Source organism: Metabacillus sp. 113a (assembly GCF_050107635.1).
Taxonomy (GTDB): Bacteria; Bacillota; Bacilli; order Bacillales; family Bacillaceae; genus Metabacillus_B.
The window spans coordinates 774549-789611 of record NZ_JBNILJ010000001.1 but is presented as its reverse complement, the minus strand read 5'-3'; the positions used below and the strand labels follow the sequence as shown (position 1 = coordinate 789611).

The following is a 15063-nucleotide window of genomic DNA, read 5'->3' as shown; positions in this document are numbered from 1 at the left end:
GAACCGGTATGTTCAGGGTGTTTTTTTATAAAAACTGAAGGAGGAAGAAGATGAAGCATTTGTTAACCATGTCGGAACTTTCCCTGGAAGAGATCAACTGGATTGTTGAACTGGCCTGTAGGATGAAAGCAGGGAACCTTCCTTCTCTCAGGGCTGAACCGGTTTTTGCTGCCAATCTGTTTTTTGAGCCGAGTACGAGAACACGCTTCAGCTTTGAAGTGGCTGAAAAAAAACTGGGTCTTCATGTTTTGAATTTTCAGGCGGAGAGCTCGAGCGTCCAAAAAGGGGAAACCCTTTATGATACAGTCCGGACGATGGAGGCGATTGGGGCCCACGCCGTTATTATCCGCCATCCTCTTGACCGGTATTTTGATTCTTTAAGGGAACGGGTCAGCATTCCTATCCTAAATGCTGGTGACGGCTGCGGAAATCACCCCACTCAATCTCTGCTGGACCTAATGACCATTCATGAGGAATTTAAATGCTTTAAAGGCCTGACTGTAAGCATCCACGGGGATATCAGACACAGCCGTGTAGCAAAATCCAACGCAGAAACCCTGGCAAGACTCGGGGCTGAGGTGTTGTTTGCGGGACCGCCTGAGTGGCAGGACCCGGCCAATCCTTTTGGAAGGATCACAAGCACGGATGAAGCGATCGAGCAGTCGGATGCTGTCATGCTGCTCCGCATTCAGCATGAAAGGCATACAGCTGCGATAAAGAGCCCGGATGCTTATCTTGCTTCATATGGCTTAACGAAAGAGCGGGAAAGAAGAATGAAGTCGGGGGCAATAATCATGCATCCCGCCCCGGTCAATAGAGGGGTGGAAATCGATGACTTCCTTGTGGAGTGCAGCCGTTCCAGAATTTTCAGGCAAATGGAAAACGGAGTGTATGTCCGAATGGCCTGCTTAGCACGCTCACTTGCTTCTAAAATGCTGAATAAAGGAGAGAATCACCATGTCTTATATTCTTAAAAACGCAAAAGTTTTAGACGACGGAGGGAATTTTCTAAAGCAGGATTTTCTGATCGAAGACGGAAAAATAGCTAAAGCCGCGCCACAGCTTGAGGCAGGGGACCATCAAGTCATCGATGCATCCGGTCATCTCGTTTCCGCAGGCTTTGTGGATGTACATGTCCATTTAAGGGAACCGGGAGGCGAGCACAAAGAAACCATTGAAACCGGAACGAAGGCAGCAGCCAGGGGCGGATTCACAACCATTGCAGCCATGCCGAACACCCGCCCTGTCCCGGATCATCAAGAGCAAATGGAAAAGCTGATCGGGAGGATCAGTCAGAAGGCATCAGTAAGAGTTCTGCCATACGCATCCATCACTGTCAGACAGGCTGGAAAGGAGCTCACAGACTTTACCGCTTTAAAAACAGCAGGAGCCTTTGCCCTTACAGATGATGGGGTGGGGGTTCAGGAAGCGGGAATGATGTTTGAGGCGATGAAAAGAGCGGCAGCAGCAAATCTGAGCATCGCAGCACATTGTGAGGACAACTCCTTAATCAACAGAGGAGCCGTGCATGCAGGGGAATTTGCTGAAAAACATCAGCTGAATGGAATTCCCTCTGTTTGTGAGTCTGTACATATTGCCAGGGATATCCTGCTTGCTGAAGCAGCGGGGTGTCATTATCACGTTTGCCACATCAGTACGAAAGAATCCGTCAGAACGGTGAGAGATGCAAAAAGGGCGGGAATCAATGTCACAGCGGAAGTAACGCCCCACCACCTGCTGCTGTGTGACGAGGATATCCCCGGGCTTGACCCGAATTTTAAAATGAATCCCCCGCTTAGAGGAAAAGAGGACCGTGACGCCCTGCTTGAAGGCTTGCTCGATGGAACAATCGATCTGATCGCAACAGATCATGCGCCTCACACTGCTGAAGAAAAATCGGAAGGAATAAAACTCGCTCCTTTCGGAATCACAGGACTTGAAACGGCCTTCCCGCTCTTATATACCCATCTTGTTTTACCAGGGAAAGCGACGTTAGGCCAGCTGTTGAAATGGATGACGATCCGTCCTGCCGAAACATTTGGACTGCCGTATGGAACCCTTTCAGAAGGGGCGCCAGCAGACCTTGTGATGATTGATCTGGCAGAAGAAAGAACAATTGATCCCGCCGGATTTCTTTCAAAAGGAAAAAATACTCCATTTGCAGGCTGGAGCTGCAGCGGATGGCCTGTAGTAACGATAGCAGAAGGAAACATTGTTTTTGATGAAAGGGGAGTCCGGACATGAAGCGTTTGCTTGTACTGGAAGATGGGACCGTTTTTGAAGGAAACGGATTTGGAAGTGAAAGAGACTCGATTGGAGAAATTGTTTTTAATACAGGAATGACCGGATATCAGGAGATCCTTTCAGATCCTTCCTACTGCGAACAGATTGTGACCTTAACGTATCCGCTGATTGGAAATTACGGCATCAACCGGGATGATTTTGAATCCATAACCCCCTTTACAGGCGGTCTGATTGTAAAAGAGCATTCCCTTTTTCCCTCTAATTGGAGGAGCGGTTATTCGCTTGATGAATACTTGAAAATGAAAGACATCCCGGGCTTATCCGGAATTGATACAAGGAAGCTTACGAGAATCATCCGCAGCCACGGAACGCTCAAGGGTGCCCTCATCTCTGGAAATGCGGACCCGGCAGAAGTACTGGAAAAGCTGAAAGCCATCCGTCTCCCGGTCAATCAAGTGGAGAGAGTATCAGCGAAAACTCCCTACGCAAGTCCAGGTCGGGGGCGGCGGGTTGTGCTCGTGGACTTTGGAATGAAGCACGGGATTTTGAGAGAGCTGAACAAGAGACATTGTGATGTTGTGGTTGTGCCGCACAATACTTCAGCAGAAGCGGTTCTTCAGCTGAATCCGGATGGCATTATGCTATCGAATGGCCCCGGGGATCCAAAGGATGTCCCGGAAGGAATTGAGATGATAAAAGGCGTCTTGGGGAAGGTCCCGCTCTTTGGTATCTGTCTCGGGCATCAGCTCTTTGCTCTCGCCTGCGGGGCAGACACAGAGAAAATGAAGTTTGGACACCGCGGCTCCAACCACCCTGTAAAGGATCTGCAGTCGGGAAAAGTCGCCATCACCTCGCAAAATCACGGGTACACAGTCAGGGAAGCGTCCTTGCTTCATACAGACCTTGAAGTTACACATCTTGCTCTCAATGACCGGACAATTGAAGGGCTAAAACATAACAGCCTGGCCGCTTTCACTGTGCAGTATCATCCGGAGGCCTCACCTGGTCCGGAGGATGCCAACGGGCTGTTTGATGAATTCATGGAACTGATTGAAACGAAACGGAAGGTAGGGAATCGATAATGCCGAAGCGCACAGACATTCAAAAGATCCTTGTAATTGGTTCTGGCCCCATCGTTATAGGCCAGGCAGCTGAATTTGATTATGCAGGCACACAGGCTTGTATTGCTCTTAAAGAAGAAGGATATGAGGTCGTTCTTGTCAATTCCAATCCGGCTACCATAATGACAGACACGGAAATTGCAGATCATGTGTACATTGAACCGCTTACTGCAGAATTTGTCAGCAATATCATCAGGAAGGAGCAGCCGGATGCCCTTGTTCCCACATTAGGAGGACAGACCGGTCTTAATCTGGCTGTAGAGCTTGCGGAATCTGGTGTTCTGGAAGAGTGCGGGGTTGAGATTCTTGGAACCAGCCTTGAAGCCATCCAAAAAGCGGAGGACCGGGACCTGTTCCGCAGACTCATGAATGAGCTCGGTGAACCTGTACCGGACAGCGAAATCGTTCATACAGTGGAAGAAGCCTTTGTTTTTGCCGGCCAGATTGGCTACCCCATCATTGTAAGGCCCGCCTTTACGCTCGGAGGAACAGGGGGAGGGATCTGCAGCAATGAGGAGGAGCTTGCGGAAATCGTGGCCTACGGTCTTAAAGTGAGTCCGGCTACCCAATGCCTTCTGGAAAAAAGCATAGCTGGATTTAAAGAAATTGAGTACGAAGTGATGAGAGACAGTGGCGATCATGCGATTGTCGTATGCAACATGGAAAACTTTGATCCGGTTGGCATCCATACCGGTGACAGCATTGTCGTTGCCCCGTCCCAGACCTTAAGCGACAGGGAATATCAGATGCTCCGCAATGTATCCCTTAAAATCATTAGAGCGCTCGGCATAGAGGGAGGCTGCAACGTCCAGCTTGCGCTCGACCCGGACAGCTTTCAGTATTACATCATCGAGGTAAACCCGAGGGTCAGCCGTTCATCTGCACTGGCATCAAAAGCGACCGGCTATCCGATCGCAAAGCTTGCTGCCAAAATTGCCGTCGGCCTCACACTGGATGAAATGATGAATCCTGTCACTGGAAAAACGTATGCATGCTTTGAACCGGCGCTGGATTATATCGTGACGAAAATTCCGCGCTGGCCATTTGATAAGTTTGAATCCGCCAACAGATGGCTCGGTACGCAAATGAAGGCGACAGGGGAAGTGATGGCGATCGGGCGGACGTTCGAGGAGTCTTTGCTTAAAGCCATCCGTTCCCTTGAAGCCGATGTGAATCATATAGAGCTTAAGGCTGCGGCAGAACTGGACGATCCCCACATTGAAAAACGGATACGAAAAGCCGGGGATGAGCGGCTTTTTTACCTTGCTGAAGCATTAAGAAGAGGAATCACACCTGTGACGCTTCATGAATGGAGCAAAATCGATTTATTCTTTCTTTCAAAGCTCAACGGAATCATTGAGCTTGAAAAGCAAATTAAACACTCCCCCTTTGACTTAGAAGTTTTAAAGCAGGCTAAGAGCAATGGCTTTTCGGATGAGGCAGTTGCGAAGCTCTGGTCTTCAAATGAGAGGGAAATTTACGAGCTCAGAAAACAGTCAGGCCTAATGCCCGTCTACAAAATGGTTGACACGTGCGCTGCGGAATTCGAGTCTTCAACACCCTACTTTTACGGAACGTATGAGGATGAAAACGAATCGGCCGTCACCTCACGCGGTAGCGTTTTGGTGCTAGGCTCCGGTCCGATCAGAATCGGACAGGGAGTGGAATTTGATTATGCCACTGTTCATTCAGTTTGGGCAATCAAGGAAGCCGGTTATGAAGCCATTATTATCAATAACAATCCTGAGACCGTTTCAACTGATTTCAGCATCTCCGATAAGCTTTATTTTGAACCACTAACCGCTGAAGATGTAATGCATGTAATCGAACTGGAAAAGCCGATTGGGGTAGTGGTTCAATTTGGCGGGCAGACGGCGATCAATCTGGCAGATGAGCTTTCTGCAAGAGGAGTGAAAATTCTTGGAACGTCACTGGAGGATTTGGACCGGGCTGAAAACCGGGATAAGTTTGAACAAACGCTGCAAGACCTGGACATCCCGCAGCCGCAAGGAAAGACTGCTGTATCTTCTAAAGAGGCTGCTCATATCGCCGGCGAAATCGGCTATCCGGTTCTTGTGCGCCCCTCCTATGTGCTCGGGGGCAGGGCGATGGAAATCGTCTACAGGGAGGATGAACTGCTGCATTACATGAATAATGCCGTTAAGGTCAATCCGGCGCACCCTGTCCTGATTGATAAATACTTAACCGGAAAAGAAATTGAGGTGGATGCCATTGCGGATGGTGAGACGGTTGTGATCCCCGGCATTATGGAGCACATCGAGAGGGCTGGCGTGCATTCGGGGGATTCAATCGCGGTTTATCCTCCTCAAACATTGACTGCAAGCTGTAAAACCAAAATCATTGAGCATACCATCGCGCTGGCAAAGGGCTTGAACATCTCAGGGCTTCTGAACATTCAATTCGTTATTTACCAAGACGATGTATTCGTGCTGGAAGTCAACCCAAGGTCAAGCCGTACTGTGCCGTTTTTAAGCAAGATTACCGGTATTCCAATGGCCAATCTGGCTGCCAAAGTCGTGCTTGGACAAAAGCTCAAGGATATGGGATATGAAACAGGGCTTGCAGAGGAAAAATCCGGCGTATTTGTAAAAGTACCTGTTTTCTCTTTCGCGAAGCTGAGAATGGTCGATATTACGCTCGGCCCGGAAATGAAGTCGACAGGTGAAGTGATGGGCAAGGATGCAACGCTTGAAAAAGCTCTGTACAAGGGCCTGGTTGCTTCAGGAATCCAAATCCATAAATATGGATCAGTTCTGCTTACCGTCGCCGATAAAGATAAAACAGAAGGACTTGAAATCGCGAAACGCTTTAACCGGATCGGCTATCAGATTCTTGCAACGAGCGGAACGGCTGATTATTTAAGGGAGGCTGGCATTCCAGCTAAAATCGTGAATAAAGTCAGTGAACAGCAGCCGAATCTTTTGGATGTCATCAGAAATGGCGAAGCCCAATTTGTGATCAATACGCTGACAAGAGGGAAGCAGCCGGAAAGAGACGGCTTTAAAATCCGCAGGGAATCTGTTGAAAATGGAGTGCCTTGCCTGACCTCCCTTGATACGGCTAAGGCCATTCTCAGGGTGCTCGAGTCCATGAGCTTTTCCACTGAAGCGATGCAGCAGCTGAATCCGAAGCGGGAGGTAATCCATTCATGATCGTAAAGGAGAACATGCTCGTTTTGGCAAACCGTGAAATGGCTAAGGACGTATTTGAGCTTGTTTTAAAAGGGAAGATGACGGAACAGATGAATACTCCGGGGCAGTTTGTCCATGTGAAGGTATCAGAAACCGTAGTTCCGCTCCTGAGAAGACCGATCAGCATAGCAAAGATTGAGAAAAAAGAACAAACGCTAACGCTCCTATACAGAAAAGGAGGAGAAGGCACCGTCCTTCTTTCAAAAAGATCCCCTGGAGACCTGCTTGATGTAATCGGTCCCCTGGGGAATGGATTTCCGGTGGACTCTTCTCTTTCCGGTAAGAGAATGCTGCTGATCGGAGGAGGGATCGGCGTCCCGCCTCTTTACGAACTGTCCCGCCGATTGAAGGCTTTTGGTGCAGAACCTGTCCACGTGCTCGGCTTTGAAAGCAAAGATCATGCATTTTATGAAACGGACTTTGAGAGACTTGGTGATACGTATATTACAACGGTGGACGGCAGCTTGGGTTTGAAAGGTTTTGTGACGGATGCGATCAGCCTGTATGATCTCCGCTTTGAACGGGTCTATGCCTGCGGTCCGACACCAATGCTGAAGGCGATTGAAACCCTTTTTCACGACAGGGAGGTTTACCTTTCCCTCGAAGAGAGAATGGGCTGCGGAATCGGTGCCTGCTTTGCCTGTGTGTGCCATGTGCCGGATTCCCCTCACGGCTATAAGAAAGTTTGTTCGGACGGTCCGGTCTTTAGAGCGGGAGAGGTGGTGCTGCCGTCATGTTAGAAGTGAAATTACCGGGGCTGGAGCTTAAAAACCCAATCATGCCGGCTTCAGGCTGCTTCGGTTTCGGCAAAGAATTCGCCAATCTTTATGATCTGAACAAGCTTGGCGCCATCATGATAAAGGCGGCTACTCCTGAAGCAAGATTCGGCAATGAGACACCTCGGGTAGCAGAAACACCAGGCGGCATGCTAAACGCTATCGGCCTTCAAAATCCCGGTCTTTACGGAGTGATAGGAGAAGAGCTTCCCAGACTGGAGGCTTATGATGTTCCGATCATTGCCAATGTGGCAGGTTCAAGTGTCGAAGATTATGTGGCGGTAGCGGAGAAAATCAGTGCCTGCCCGAATGTAGCGGCACTGGAGCTGAATATTTCCTGTCCGAATGTGAAGACAGGAGGAATCGCTTTTGGAACGGACCCAAACATGGCGGCGGATTTAACGAAAGCTGTTAAAAAGGTATCCAGTGTTCCCGTATATGTCAAGCTTTCCCCTAATGTAACCCATATTTCTGAAATAGCCGCAGCTGCTGAGCAGGCTGGTGCAGACGGGCTGACGATGATCAACACGCTTCTTGGGATGAGGCTCGATTTAAAAACCGGCAAACCGGTTTTAGCCAACAAAACGGGCGGGCTCTCCGGACCGGCCATTAAGCCTGTAGCAATCCGGATGGTCCATGAAGTCAGCCGGGCTGTATCCATCCCGATTATTGGAATGGGGGGGATCCAGTCAGCAGAGGATGTCCTGGAGTTTCTGTATGCCGGAGCGAGTGCGGTTGCAGTAGGAACCGCCAACTTCGTCAATCCATTCATCTGTTCGGAAATCATTGATGCATTACCGGAAGTACTTGCCCGTTACGGATTCAGTCACATTAAAGAATGTATTGGAAGGAGCCATGACTATGCAGCCGGTTATCATCGCGCTTGATTTTGAGAACAAACTGGAAACAGACCGCTTTTTAAGCAGAATGGATCCGCAATCTTTTTATTTAAAAGCTGGAATGGAGCTGTTTTACAAGGAAGGCCCCGCAATAGTGGAGTGGCTGAAATCAAAAGGACATCAAGTCTTTCTTGATTTAAAGCTTCACGATATCCCAAACACTGTAAAAAAAGCAATGAAAGCTTTAGCCTCATTAGAGATTGATATGGTGAATGTCCATGCTGCCGGCGGTGTGAACATGATGGAAGCCGCCCTGGAAGGACTTGATTCAGGAACATCTTCCGGCCAAAAGCGGCCGATCCTCATTGGTGTAACACAGCTGACAAGCACATCCCAAAGAGTATTAAATAATGAGCTTCTCATCCATAGGGAAATGGATGAGACTGTTATTCATTACGCGGGCCTTGTAAAACAGGCAGGATTGGACGGGGTGGTTTGCAGTGTGTGGGAATCTGCGCAGGTGAAGGCATCGCTTGGGGAAGAATTTATAACCGTTACACCCGGTATTCGATTTGCCGGTGAGGCTCCTGCAGATCAAACCAGAATTGCCACTCCCGAAATTGCTCGCAGGAAGAACGTTACCAGTATGGTCGCCGGCAGAAGCATCACTGCAAAAAGTGAACCGATGCAAGCCTATAATCAGATGCTGAAAGAATGGGAGGGTGTTGTACAATGAAACACACGATAGCAAAATCTCTTCTGGACATTGGAGCTGTCACACTTAAGCCGAACGAACCGTTCGTATGGGCAAGCGGCATTGAATCTCCGATCTATTGTGATAACCGGCTTACATTATCCTATCCGCAAATAAGGAAAAGCATTGCAGAAGGCCTGGCTAATGTGATTCAGGAGCACTACCCGGATGCAACACTGATTGCCGGCACTGCGACAGCCGGCATCCCACATGCTGCACTTGTGAGTGATCTCCTCGGACTGCCGATGTGCTACGTCCGCGGGAGTGCCAAGGGGCACGGGAAGGGGAATCTGATTGAAGGACGGACCGGCAGCCATGACCGTGCGGTTGTTATCGAAGATCTGATCTCTACAGGAGGAAGCGCCATTCACGCGGTAAAAGCCCTTCGGGAAGCAGGAGCTGAAGTATTGGGTGTGGCAGCCATTTTCACCTATGGGTTTGATACCGCTGACAGCCATTTCAGTCATGACGGGATTTCTTATCAAACGTTAACGGATTACTCCACACTCATTCAAATTGCGGGGAGAGAAAACCTTATTCAAAAAGAAGATTTGGATAAGCTTGAAAAATGGCGGAAAAATCCGGCTGCTTCTGATTGGAGATCCTGAGCGCGTTTCTGAATATATTGATTTGTCTTGCTGTTTTTTGAGAGCCAGCTGAACGGAAAACCCCCATCACAAGGGGGTTTCTTTGTAAGTATCTTTCCATATTAAATAAATCAGAAAAACAAACCATATGCAATAGGGGAGAGAGCCTGGAATACGGACTAACTGGACAGCCCCTTTTTCCCATTTCCAAGGCACAATCAGAACGCCGAAATTATAAAAACCAGACAGAAAAGGTTAAAATCAGGCCGATCAGGCCGGCAGCTGTGAAGCTAAGGCGGAACCAGACCGGGATGCGGTGTTCAGGGATTGCTTTTGCGAGGGTGGACCAATACCATAAACCCGCGGCAGCGAATAACCGGAGTCCGCCTTCAGATGTGAACTTCATTTCGTTCAGCTCTGCCCGGCTCGACATCGATGAAAAAGCATAGGCGAATCCTAATGCGGAGAAAATATACCCGATTATAGAGAGGAGCGCTTTCCATGCCATTCTTCTTCAATCCCTTTCTTCAATCAGCATGGTCAGAAAAGATCCTAACCTATTTTCCGTTCTGCCGATAACATACGGAATGTTTGTTTTGAACAGCGGCCCCCCATATACAAACGAATGAAATTCCCCATTCTCACCGCACGGGTCTGCCCGTCCTTCCAGATCTTTTACAAAAGACTCATCATAGTGCCTTCCGAGAAAATCATAAGGGAGCCTGGCTCCATCTAAGCCAGAAATAACCGCCAAAAACCCATCCGATTGAAATTTTTTGGATAATCTGTCCGGCCGCTCTCCCCATAATGGAAAAATAGCCTTCATCCCATGCCGAGCTGTCAATTCTTCTCTGTATTTTTTTATATCTGCAAGAAAAAGGTCACCATAGGCTGCATGCAGGATTTTCTGATCTCTGCAAGTTTTAAGAAATTCTCCCATGCTTTTATCATATTCCTTATTAGAGGCGCCGGGGGGAATTTCAATGATGTGAAGCGGCAAATCCAGCTCCTCTGCCTGCTTTGCAATTAGACCTTTCGTAACACCGTGAAAGGGTACACGACCTGTAATGGAGTCCACTGCCGTAAATAATCCGCAAACTTGAATTTCTTGATTTTCAAGGAGTACTTGAAGCATCATGGCACTGTCTTTGCCGCCGCTCCAGGATACAATGGTTTTTTTCACACGAATCACCTCATATCCATAGTTTATCGTATCGTAAAGTTTTTTTTAACTTAAAAAAACCAGTCAATTCAAGCTTTGATTTAGTTTTGATAAAACCTACCCGAAAACTCGGGTTGACAATCGTTCGAATTGTGCTAAAATTTGAAATCAATACACATCATACTTATCCAGAGCGGTGGAGGGACCTGGCCCTGTGAAGCCCGGCAACCTGCTGAAAAGCAAGGTGCTAAATCCAGCAAAATGGAACCCATTTTGAGAGATAAGGGGAAAAACCTCACTAGTCTTTCTAAAATGGAAGGCTTTTTGCTGTTGATTTTAGGCGGTCCGGCTGCTGTCCGGTTACATGCCGTTTAATCAGCTTGAATGCTGTCAGAGCCTATTTTGTTAAAGGGAGTGCTGTCCGTGGGGGAGCAAGATCAGCTTGATCAAGTAATGGGAAAGCTAAAGGAAATGCTTCAAGCAATGAATTATGGATCGATTACCCTGATCATTCAAGATGGGAAAATCATTCAGCTTGAAAAAAATGAAAAAGTGAGATTGAAATAGAATAGGGATCACGATCGCTGACCAGACAAACTGGAGGCGGGACCTGCGCTGCGGCATAAATGTTTTATTATGCTTTGGTGCTGTCCCGCTTTTATTTTTTTACAAGAGACCTGCTTGTCCTGGGTGCTTACATGAGCACCCGGCCGGGCCATTGCGGCAGAAGCTGTTGGCTATAAAACCATTGTGTTTAGATTAAGAGAGGTGCAAACATGCTTACTTATGAGAACTGGACCGGCAGCTATCCGGATTTTGAAGATGAAGATCATTTGAAAGAAGCGCTGCACGTGCTGAGCTGGGCATACGGCCATTATGCGGACGAACTGGTGTATGCCTGCAGCTTTGGAATCGAAGGAATCGTCCTGATTGAACTAATATCCAGAATCAAAAAGAATGCAAGAATTGTTTTCCTGGATACAGAGGTACATTTCAAAGAAACGTATGAGCTAATTGACCGGATAAGGGCAAGGTATCCTGATTTAAACATTACGATGAAAAAACCTCCGTTAACGGTTGCGGAGCAGGCAGCAAAGCATGGAGATGAGCTTTGGAAAACCAATCCGAATGAATGCTGCAAAATCAGAAAAGTGCTCCCGCTAAGAGAAGTAATGAGCACCGAAAAAGCGTGGATTTCCGGCTTGAGAAGAGAGCAGTCTCCTTCCAGAAAAGATACAGAGTTTTTAAACAGGGACGGCAAATTTGAGAACATAAAAATATGTCCTCTCATCCATTGGACGTGGAAGGATGTCTGGCGTTTCGCCCATAAGAATGATCTGGATTACAATATGCTTCACGATCAGGGGTACCCGAGCATAGGCTGCAAGCCTTGTACACAGCCTGCTATTGATGTAAGTGACTGCAGGTCAGGACGATGGAATGGCACACAGAAAACCGAATGCGGCCTTCACGGGTGAGGAGTAAATGATAATGGAAGCTGCAGCAATTTTTTTAAGCTTATTTTTCGCCATGAATATCGGTGCGAGCGGAGCGGCTGCATCGATGGGAGTGGCTTATGGAACAGGGGCCATTCCCCGCAGGTTGGCAGCCCTTATTCTTTGCGGAATAGGTGTGATCCTCGGTGCTGTATTGGGCGGCGGAGAAGTAGTGAAGACGATCAGTTCAGGACTAATCCCCAAATCCGTGATTTCCATAGAAATTGTTCTTGTTATTATCGGAGCGGCAGCCATCTCTTTGTTCATGGCGAATTTAATGGGCATCCCGTTATCCACCAGTGAAGTTACGGTCGGAGCAGTAGTCGGGGTGGGGGTAGCCTTCCAGGCCCTTTATGTTCAATCCATCCTTGTTATCATGGCGTTTTGGGTCATTATTCCGGCGGCAGCTTTTTTTATCACCTATGCTGTTTGCAAAATGGCCAAACCGCTTTTCGCAAAGCTTGAGGCAAAGAGGGGGAGCTTGCTGATCTATCTCCTGATTGCGGCAGGATTCTTTGAAGCCTTTTCAGCTGGCATGAATAATGTAGCCAACGCTGTAGGACCGCTGGTCGCTGCTAATCTCATGTCAGTTGGGCAGGGCGTCTGGCTTGGAGGGCTTTTTGTAGCTGCAGGCGCCATCCTTTTAGGAGGAAGAGTACTTGAAACGAACGGGAAAAAAATAACGAATTTATCCAAATCAGAAGGAATCGTTATTTCCACGACCGGCGCTTTACTTGTAGTCATCAGTTCACTTTTTGGACTGCCCGTTCCCTTAACACAGGTTACCTCCACTTCAATCATGGCTTCAGGCGCTGCGAAGAGCGGAGCGCTTGTTTTTCAAAAAGGGATCGTGAAAAAAATTGTAAAAGTATGGCTTGTTTCTCCGCTCGTCAGTTTGACCATCTCTTACGTACTCGTCAAACTTTTTATAAAATCAGACTTTTACTCCACGTTTTCTGCGATTGCAGTCATGACAGCTACCCTTGGGGTTCTGTCTCTCATGAGGGCTATTAAAAAAGAAAAAAGTTCCGTGCATGAACAAGGCGGGGGAATCTAACGATAAAACCCACTTTTTTAATATGAATAGGAGGATTATAATGAGCTTAACACCGCATGGAGGAACCTTAATTCAGCGAACAGAAATTGGAAAAGATATAGGATTCATCAAAAAAACGATAGAAATAGATGCGATGGCATTGAGCGATCTGGAGCTTCTGGCTAATGGAGGTTTTAGTCCGCTTACCGGATTCATGCCAGAAGAGGAGTATTTGAGTGTAGTAGATAAAACGAGACTTACAAATGGAACGGTGTGGTCGATCCCGATCACTCTGCCTGTTTCTGCCCAAGCAGCGAAGACATTATCAGCTGGAGATCAGGCAAAGCTTAGCTTTGAAGATACCGTTTACGGATTGATAGAGGTCAGCGGGATTTATAAACCGGATAAAGAAAAGGAAGCAGTGAATGTATTCCGGACATCTGACCGGAATCATCCCGGGGTCAAAAAGCTTTTTTCAAGAGGGGATTTTTATGTCAGCGGTGAAATTATCATGACAAAACGAACAAATCCTCCTTTTCCGGACCACTATTATGATCCAATCGAAACACGCTCCGCTTTTGCGTCCAAAGGCTGGAAAACGATTGTAGGATTTCAGACGCGCAATCCTGTTCACAGGGCTCATGAGTATATTCAAAAAACTGCACTTGAAACCGTTGACGGCCTGTTTTTAAATCCGCTTGTAGGGGAAACAAAGTCCGATGATATTTCAGTGGAAATCCGTATGAAAAGCTATGGGGTTCTGCTAAGCGAATATTATCCGAAAGAACGGGTTTTTCTTGGAGTGTTTCCTGCGGCAATGAGGTATGCAGGGCCCAGAGAGGCCATTTTCCATGCCATTGTCCGCAAAAATTACGGCTGCACACACTTTATTGTAGGCAGAGATCATGCGGGGGTCGGTGACTATTACGGCACATACGACGCCCAGCATATATTTGATGAGTTTGCGCCCGAAGAGATCGGAATTACTCCTCTCCGTTTTGAACATAGCTTTTATTGCAATAAATGCGAGGGGATGGCTACGACAAAATCATGCCCTCATAACGCAGAGCACAGAGTCATCCTCTCCGGCACAAAGGTAAGGGAAATGCTCCGCAATGGCGAAGTGCCTCCAAGCACCTTCAGCAGACCTGAGGTCATTAAAGTGCTGATCGAAGGGTTAAAAGAGAAGAAACCGGAAACGGAGGAAGTGCAATGAGCCAGTCAAAAAATGTTACGTGGCACGAGCACTCTATAACAAAACAGGAGCGGAGAGAGAAAAACGGGCATCATAGCTTCGTTATCTGGTTTACCGGACTTTCTGGATCAGGGAAATCCACAATAGCCAATGAACTGGCCCGCATGCTCCATAAAAGCGGGGTTCAGGTTTACGTTCTTGATGGCGACAATGTTCGTCAAGGGCTTAACGGGGACCTTGGCTTTTCAGATGAAGACCGCCGTGAAAACATCCGAAGAATCGGAGAGGTATCCAAGCTTTTTACAGATGCGGGCAGTGTTGTCATTACAGCTTTCATTTCTCCCTTCAAAGAGGACCGAAGTCATGTACGCAAGATAATGGAGCCGGATGAATTCATCGAAGTATTTGCAGAGTGTTCCCTTGAGCAATGTGAAGCAAGAGATCCGAAAGGACTATACAAGAAAGCAAGAAAAGGGGAGATTAAAGGTTTTACAGGGATTGATTCTCCCTACGAAAAACCGGATCATCCTGAAATCACTTTGCAGAGCGGGAAGTATAATCCTGCGGAATGTGCTGAACAGGTTATCAGCTTTCTCAAGGACAAAAAATTCATTCAAGATTAAGCTGACGGATTACCTGCA

At 47.6% G+C, this 15063-nt stretch carries 15 protein-coding genes and 1 riboswitch; of the genes, 13 read left to right on the top strand and 2 right to left on the bottom strand.

Features of this window, described 5'->3' with window-relative positions:
- The first annotated feature begins 50 nt into the window (after positions 1–50).
- The 8 genes from ACQCVE_RS04090 to pyrE are packed head-to-tail and all read left to right on the top strand — an operon-like array spanning position 51 to position 9554.
- Complete coding sequence (locus ACQCVE_RS04090) at positions 51–974, top strand: aspartate carbamoyltransferase catalytic subunit (RefSeq protein WP_426844526.1); 924 nt, start codon at positions 51–53, stop codon at positions 972–974.
- On the top strand, positions 958–2244 hold the full coding sequence (locus tag ACQCVE_RS04085; protein WP_426861711.1) for a dihydroorotase: 1287 nt from the start codon (positions 958–960) through the stop codon (positions 2242–2244). Before ACQCVE_RS04090 ends, ACQCVE_RS04085 begins: the two co-directional genes overlap by 17 nt.
- Positions 2241–3326 (top strand): carbamoyl phosphate synthase small subunit, encoded by a 1086-nt coding sequence (locus tag ACQCVE_RS04080; RefSeq protein WP_426861710.1) that lies wholly within the window; start codon positions 2241–2243, stop codon positions 3324–3326. The genes ACQCVE_RS04085 and ACQCVE_RS04080 overlap by 4 nt, the downstream gene beginning before the upstream one ends.
- The gene (gene carB, locus ACQCVE_RS04075) at positions 3326–6538 is read left to right on the top strand and encodes a carbamoyl-phosphate synthase large subunit (protein ID WP_426861709.1); all 3213 of its coding nucleotides are present in this window, start codon (positions 3326–3328) and stop codon (positions 6536–6538) included. The genes ACQCVE_RS04080 and carB overlap by 1 nt, the downstream gene beginning before the upstream one ends.
- Positions 6535–7317 carry a dihydroorotate dehydrogenase electron transfer subunit gene (locus tag ACQCVE_RS04070; protein ID WP_426844522.1) on the top strand — a complete coding sequence of 261 codons (783 nt, stop codon included), beginning with the start codon at positions 6535–6537 and terminating at the stop codon, positions 7315–7317. Before carB ends, ACQCVE_RS04070 begins: the two co-directional genes overlap by 4 nt.
- On the top strand, positions 7311–8240 hold the full coding sequence (locus ACQCVE_RS04065; RefSeq protein ID WP_426844521.1) for a dihydroorotate dehydrogenase: 930 nt from the start codon (positions 7311–7313) through the stop codon (positions 8238–8240). The genes ACQCVE_RS04070 and ACQCVE_RS04065 overlap by 7 nt, the downstream gene beginning before the upstream one ends.
- Positions 8215–8928 carry an orotidine-5'-phosphate decarboxylase gene (gene pyrF, locus ACQCVE_RS04060; RefSeq protein ID WP_426844520.1) on the top strand — a complete coding sequence of 238 codons (714 nt, stop codon included), beginning with the start codon at positions 8215–8217 and terminating at the stop codon, positions 8926–8928. The genes ACQCVE_RS04065 and pyrF overlap by 26 nt, the downstream gene beginning before the upstream one ends.
- Positions 8925–9554: an orotate phosphoribosyltransferase gene (pyrE, locus tag ACQCVE_RS04055; RefSeq protein WP_426844519.1), complete on the top strand. Its 630-nt coding sequence runs from the start codon at positions 8925–8927 to the stop codon at positions 9552–9554. The genes pyrF and pyrE overlap by 4 nt, the downstream gene beginning before the upstream one ends.
- Positions 9555–9765: 211 nt before the next feature.
- On the opposite strand, the gene ACQCVE_RS04050 is transcribed toward pyrE, so the two are convergent.
- Complete coding sequence (locus tag ACQCVE_RS04050; RefSeq protein ID WP_426844518.1) at positions 9766–10041, bottom strand: hypothetical protein; 276 nt, start codon at positions 10039–10041, stop codon at positions 9766–9768.
- Positions 10042–10047: 6 nt separating this feature from the next.
- A complete protein-coding gene (locus tag ACQCVE_RS04045; RefSeq protein ID WP_426861707.1) occupies positions 10048–10716 on the bottom strand; it encodes a hypothetical protein in 669 nt (222 codons plus the stop codon).
- A gap of 160 nt (positions 10717–10876) precedes the next feature.
- Positions 10877–10982: riboswitch (SAM riboswitch) on the top strand.
- Between the two features lie 166 nt (positions 10983–11148).
- On the opposite strand from ACQCVE_RS04045, the gene ACQCVE_RS04040 reads away from it, so the two are divergent.
- The 5 genes from ACQCVE_RS04040 (at position 11149) to cysC (ending at position 15045) form a co-directional block, all read left to right on the top strand.
- Positions 11149–11262, top strand: coding sequence for a YezD family protein (locus ACQCVE_RS04040; protein WP_426861778.1), 114 nt, complete (start codon positions 11149–11151; stop codon positions 11260–11262).
- A gap of 209 nt (positions 11263–11471) precedes the next feature.
- A complete protein-coding gene (locus ACQCVE_RS04035) occupies positions 11472–12173 on the top strand; it encodes a phosphoadenylyl-sulfate reductase (protein WP_426861705.1) in 702 nt (233 codons plus the stop codon).
- Between the two features lie 13 nt (positions 12174–12186).
- A complete protein-coding gene (locus tag ACQCVE_RS04030) occupies positions 12187–13248 on the top strand; it encodes an anion permease (RefSeq protein WP_426861703.1) in 1062 nt (353 codons plus the stop codon).
- Positions 13249–13288: 40 nt separating this feature from the next.
- Positions 13289–14443 carry a sulfate adenylyltransferase gene (gene sat / locus ACQCVE_RS04025; RefSeq protein ID WP_426861701.1) on the top strand — a complete coding sequence of 385 codons (1155 nt, stop codon included), beginning with the start codon at positions 13289–13291 and terminating at the stop codon, positions 14441–14443.
- Positions 14440–15045 (top strand): adenylyl-sulfate kinase, encoded by a 606-nt coding sequence (gene cysC / locus ACQCVE_RS04020; RefSeq protein ID WP_426844511.1) that lies wholly within the window; start codon positions 14440–14442, stop codon positions 15043–15045. Before sat ends, cysC begins: the two co-directional genes overlap by 4 nt.
- Positions 15046–15063: the final 18 nt, after the last annotated feature.

Excerpts from the sequence above, each read along its gene's own strand:
- sat (WP_426861701.1), top strand. The coding sequence starts at position 13,289 with ATGAGCTTAACACCGCATGGAGGAACCTTAATTCAGCGAACAGAAATT.
- ACQCVE_RS04065 (WP_426844521.1), top strand. The coding sequence starts at position 7,311 with ATGTTAGAAGTGAAATTACCGGGGCTGGAGCTTAAAAACCCAATCATG.
- ACQCVE_RS04070 (WP_426844522.1), top strand. The coding sequence starts at position 6,535 with ATGATCGTAAAGGAGAACATGCTCGTTTTGGCAAACCGTGAAATGGCT.
- pyrE (WP_426844519.1), top strand. The coding sequence starts at position 8,925 with ATGAAACACACGATAGCAAAATCTCTTCTGGACATTGGAGCTGTCACA.
- ACQCVE_RS04030 (WP_426861703.1), top strand. The coding sequence starts at position 12,187 with ATGGAAGCTGCAGCAATTTTTTTAAGCTTATTTTTCGCCATGAATATC.
- cysC (WP_426844511.1), top strand. The coding sequence starts at position 14,440 with ATGAGCCAGTCAAAAAATGTTACGTGGCACGAGCACTCTATAACAAAA.
- ACQCVE_RS04085 (WP_426861711.1), top strand. The coding sequence starts at position 958 with ATGTCTTATATTCTTAAAAACGCAAAAGTTTTAGACGACGGAGGGAAT.
- ACQCVE_RS04050 (WP_426844518.1), bottom strand. The coding sequence starts at position 10,041 with ATGGCATGGAAAGCGCTCCTCTCTATAATCGGGTATATTTTCTCCGCA.
- carB (WP_426861709.1), top strand. The coding sequence starts at position 3,326 with ATGCCGAAGCGCACAGACATTCAAAAGATCCTTGTAATTGGTTCTGGC.
- ACQCVE_RS04090 (WP_426844526.1), top strand. The coding sequence starts at position 51 with ATGAAGCATTTGTTAACCATGTCGGAACTTTCCCTGGAAGAGATCAAC.
- ACQCVE_RS04080 (WP_426861710.1), top strand. The coding sequence starts at position 2,241 with ATGAAGCGTTTGCTTGTACTGGAAGATGGGACCGTTTTTGAAGGAAAC.
- ACQCVE_RS04035 (WP_426861705.1), top strand. The coding sequence starts at position 11,472 with ATGCTTACTTATGAGAACTGGACCGGCAGCTATCCGGATTTTGAAGAT.
- pyrF (WP_426844520.1), top strand. The coding sequence starts at position 8,215 with ATGCAGCCGGTTATCATCGCGCTTGATTTTGAGAACAAACTGGAAACA.
- ACQCVE_RS04040 (WP_426861778.1), top strand. The coding sequence starts at position 11,149 with ATGGGAAAGCTAAAGGAAATGCTTCAAGCAATGAATTATGGATCGATT.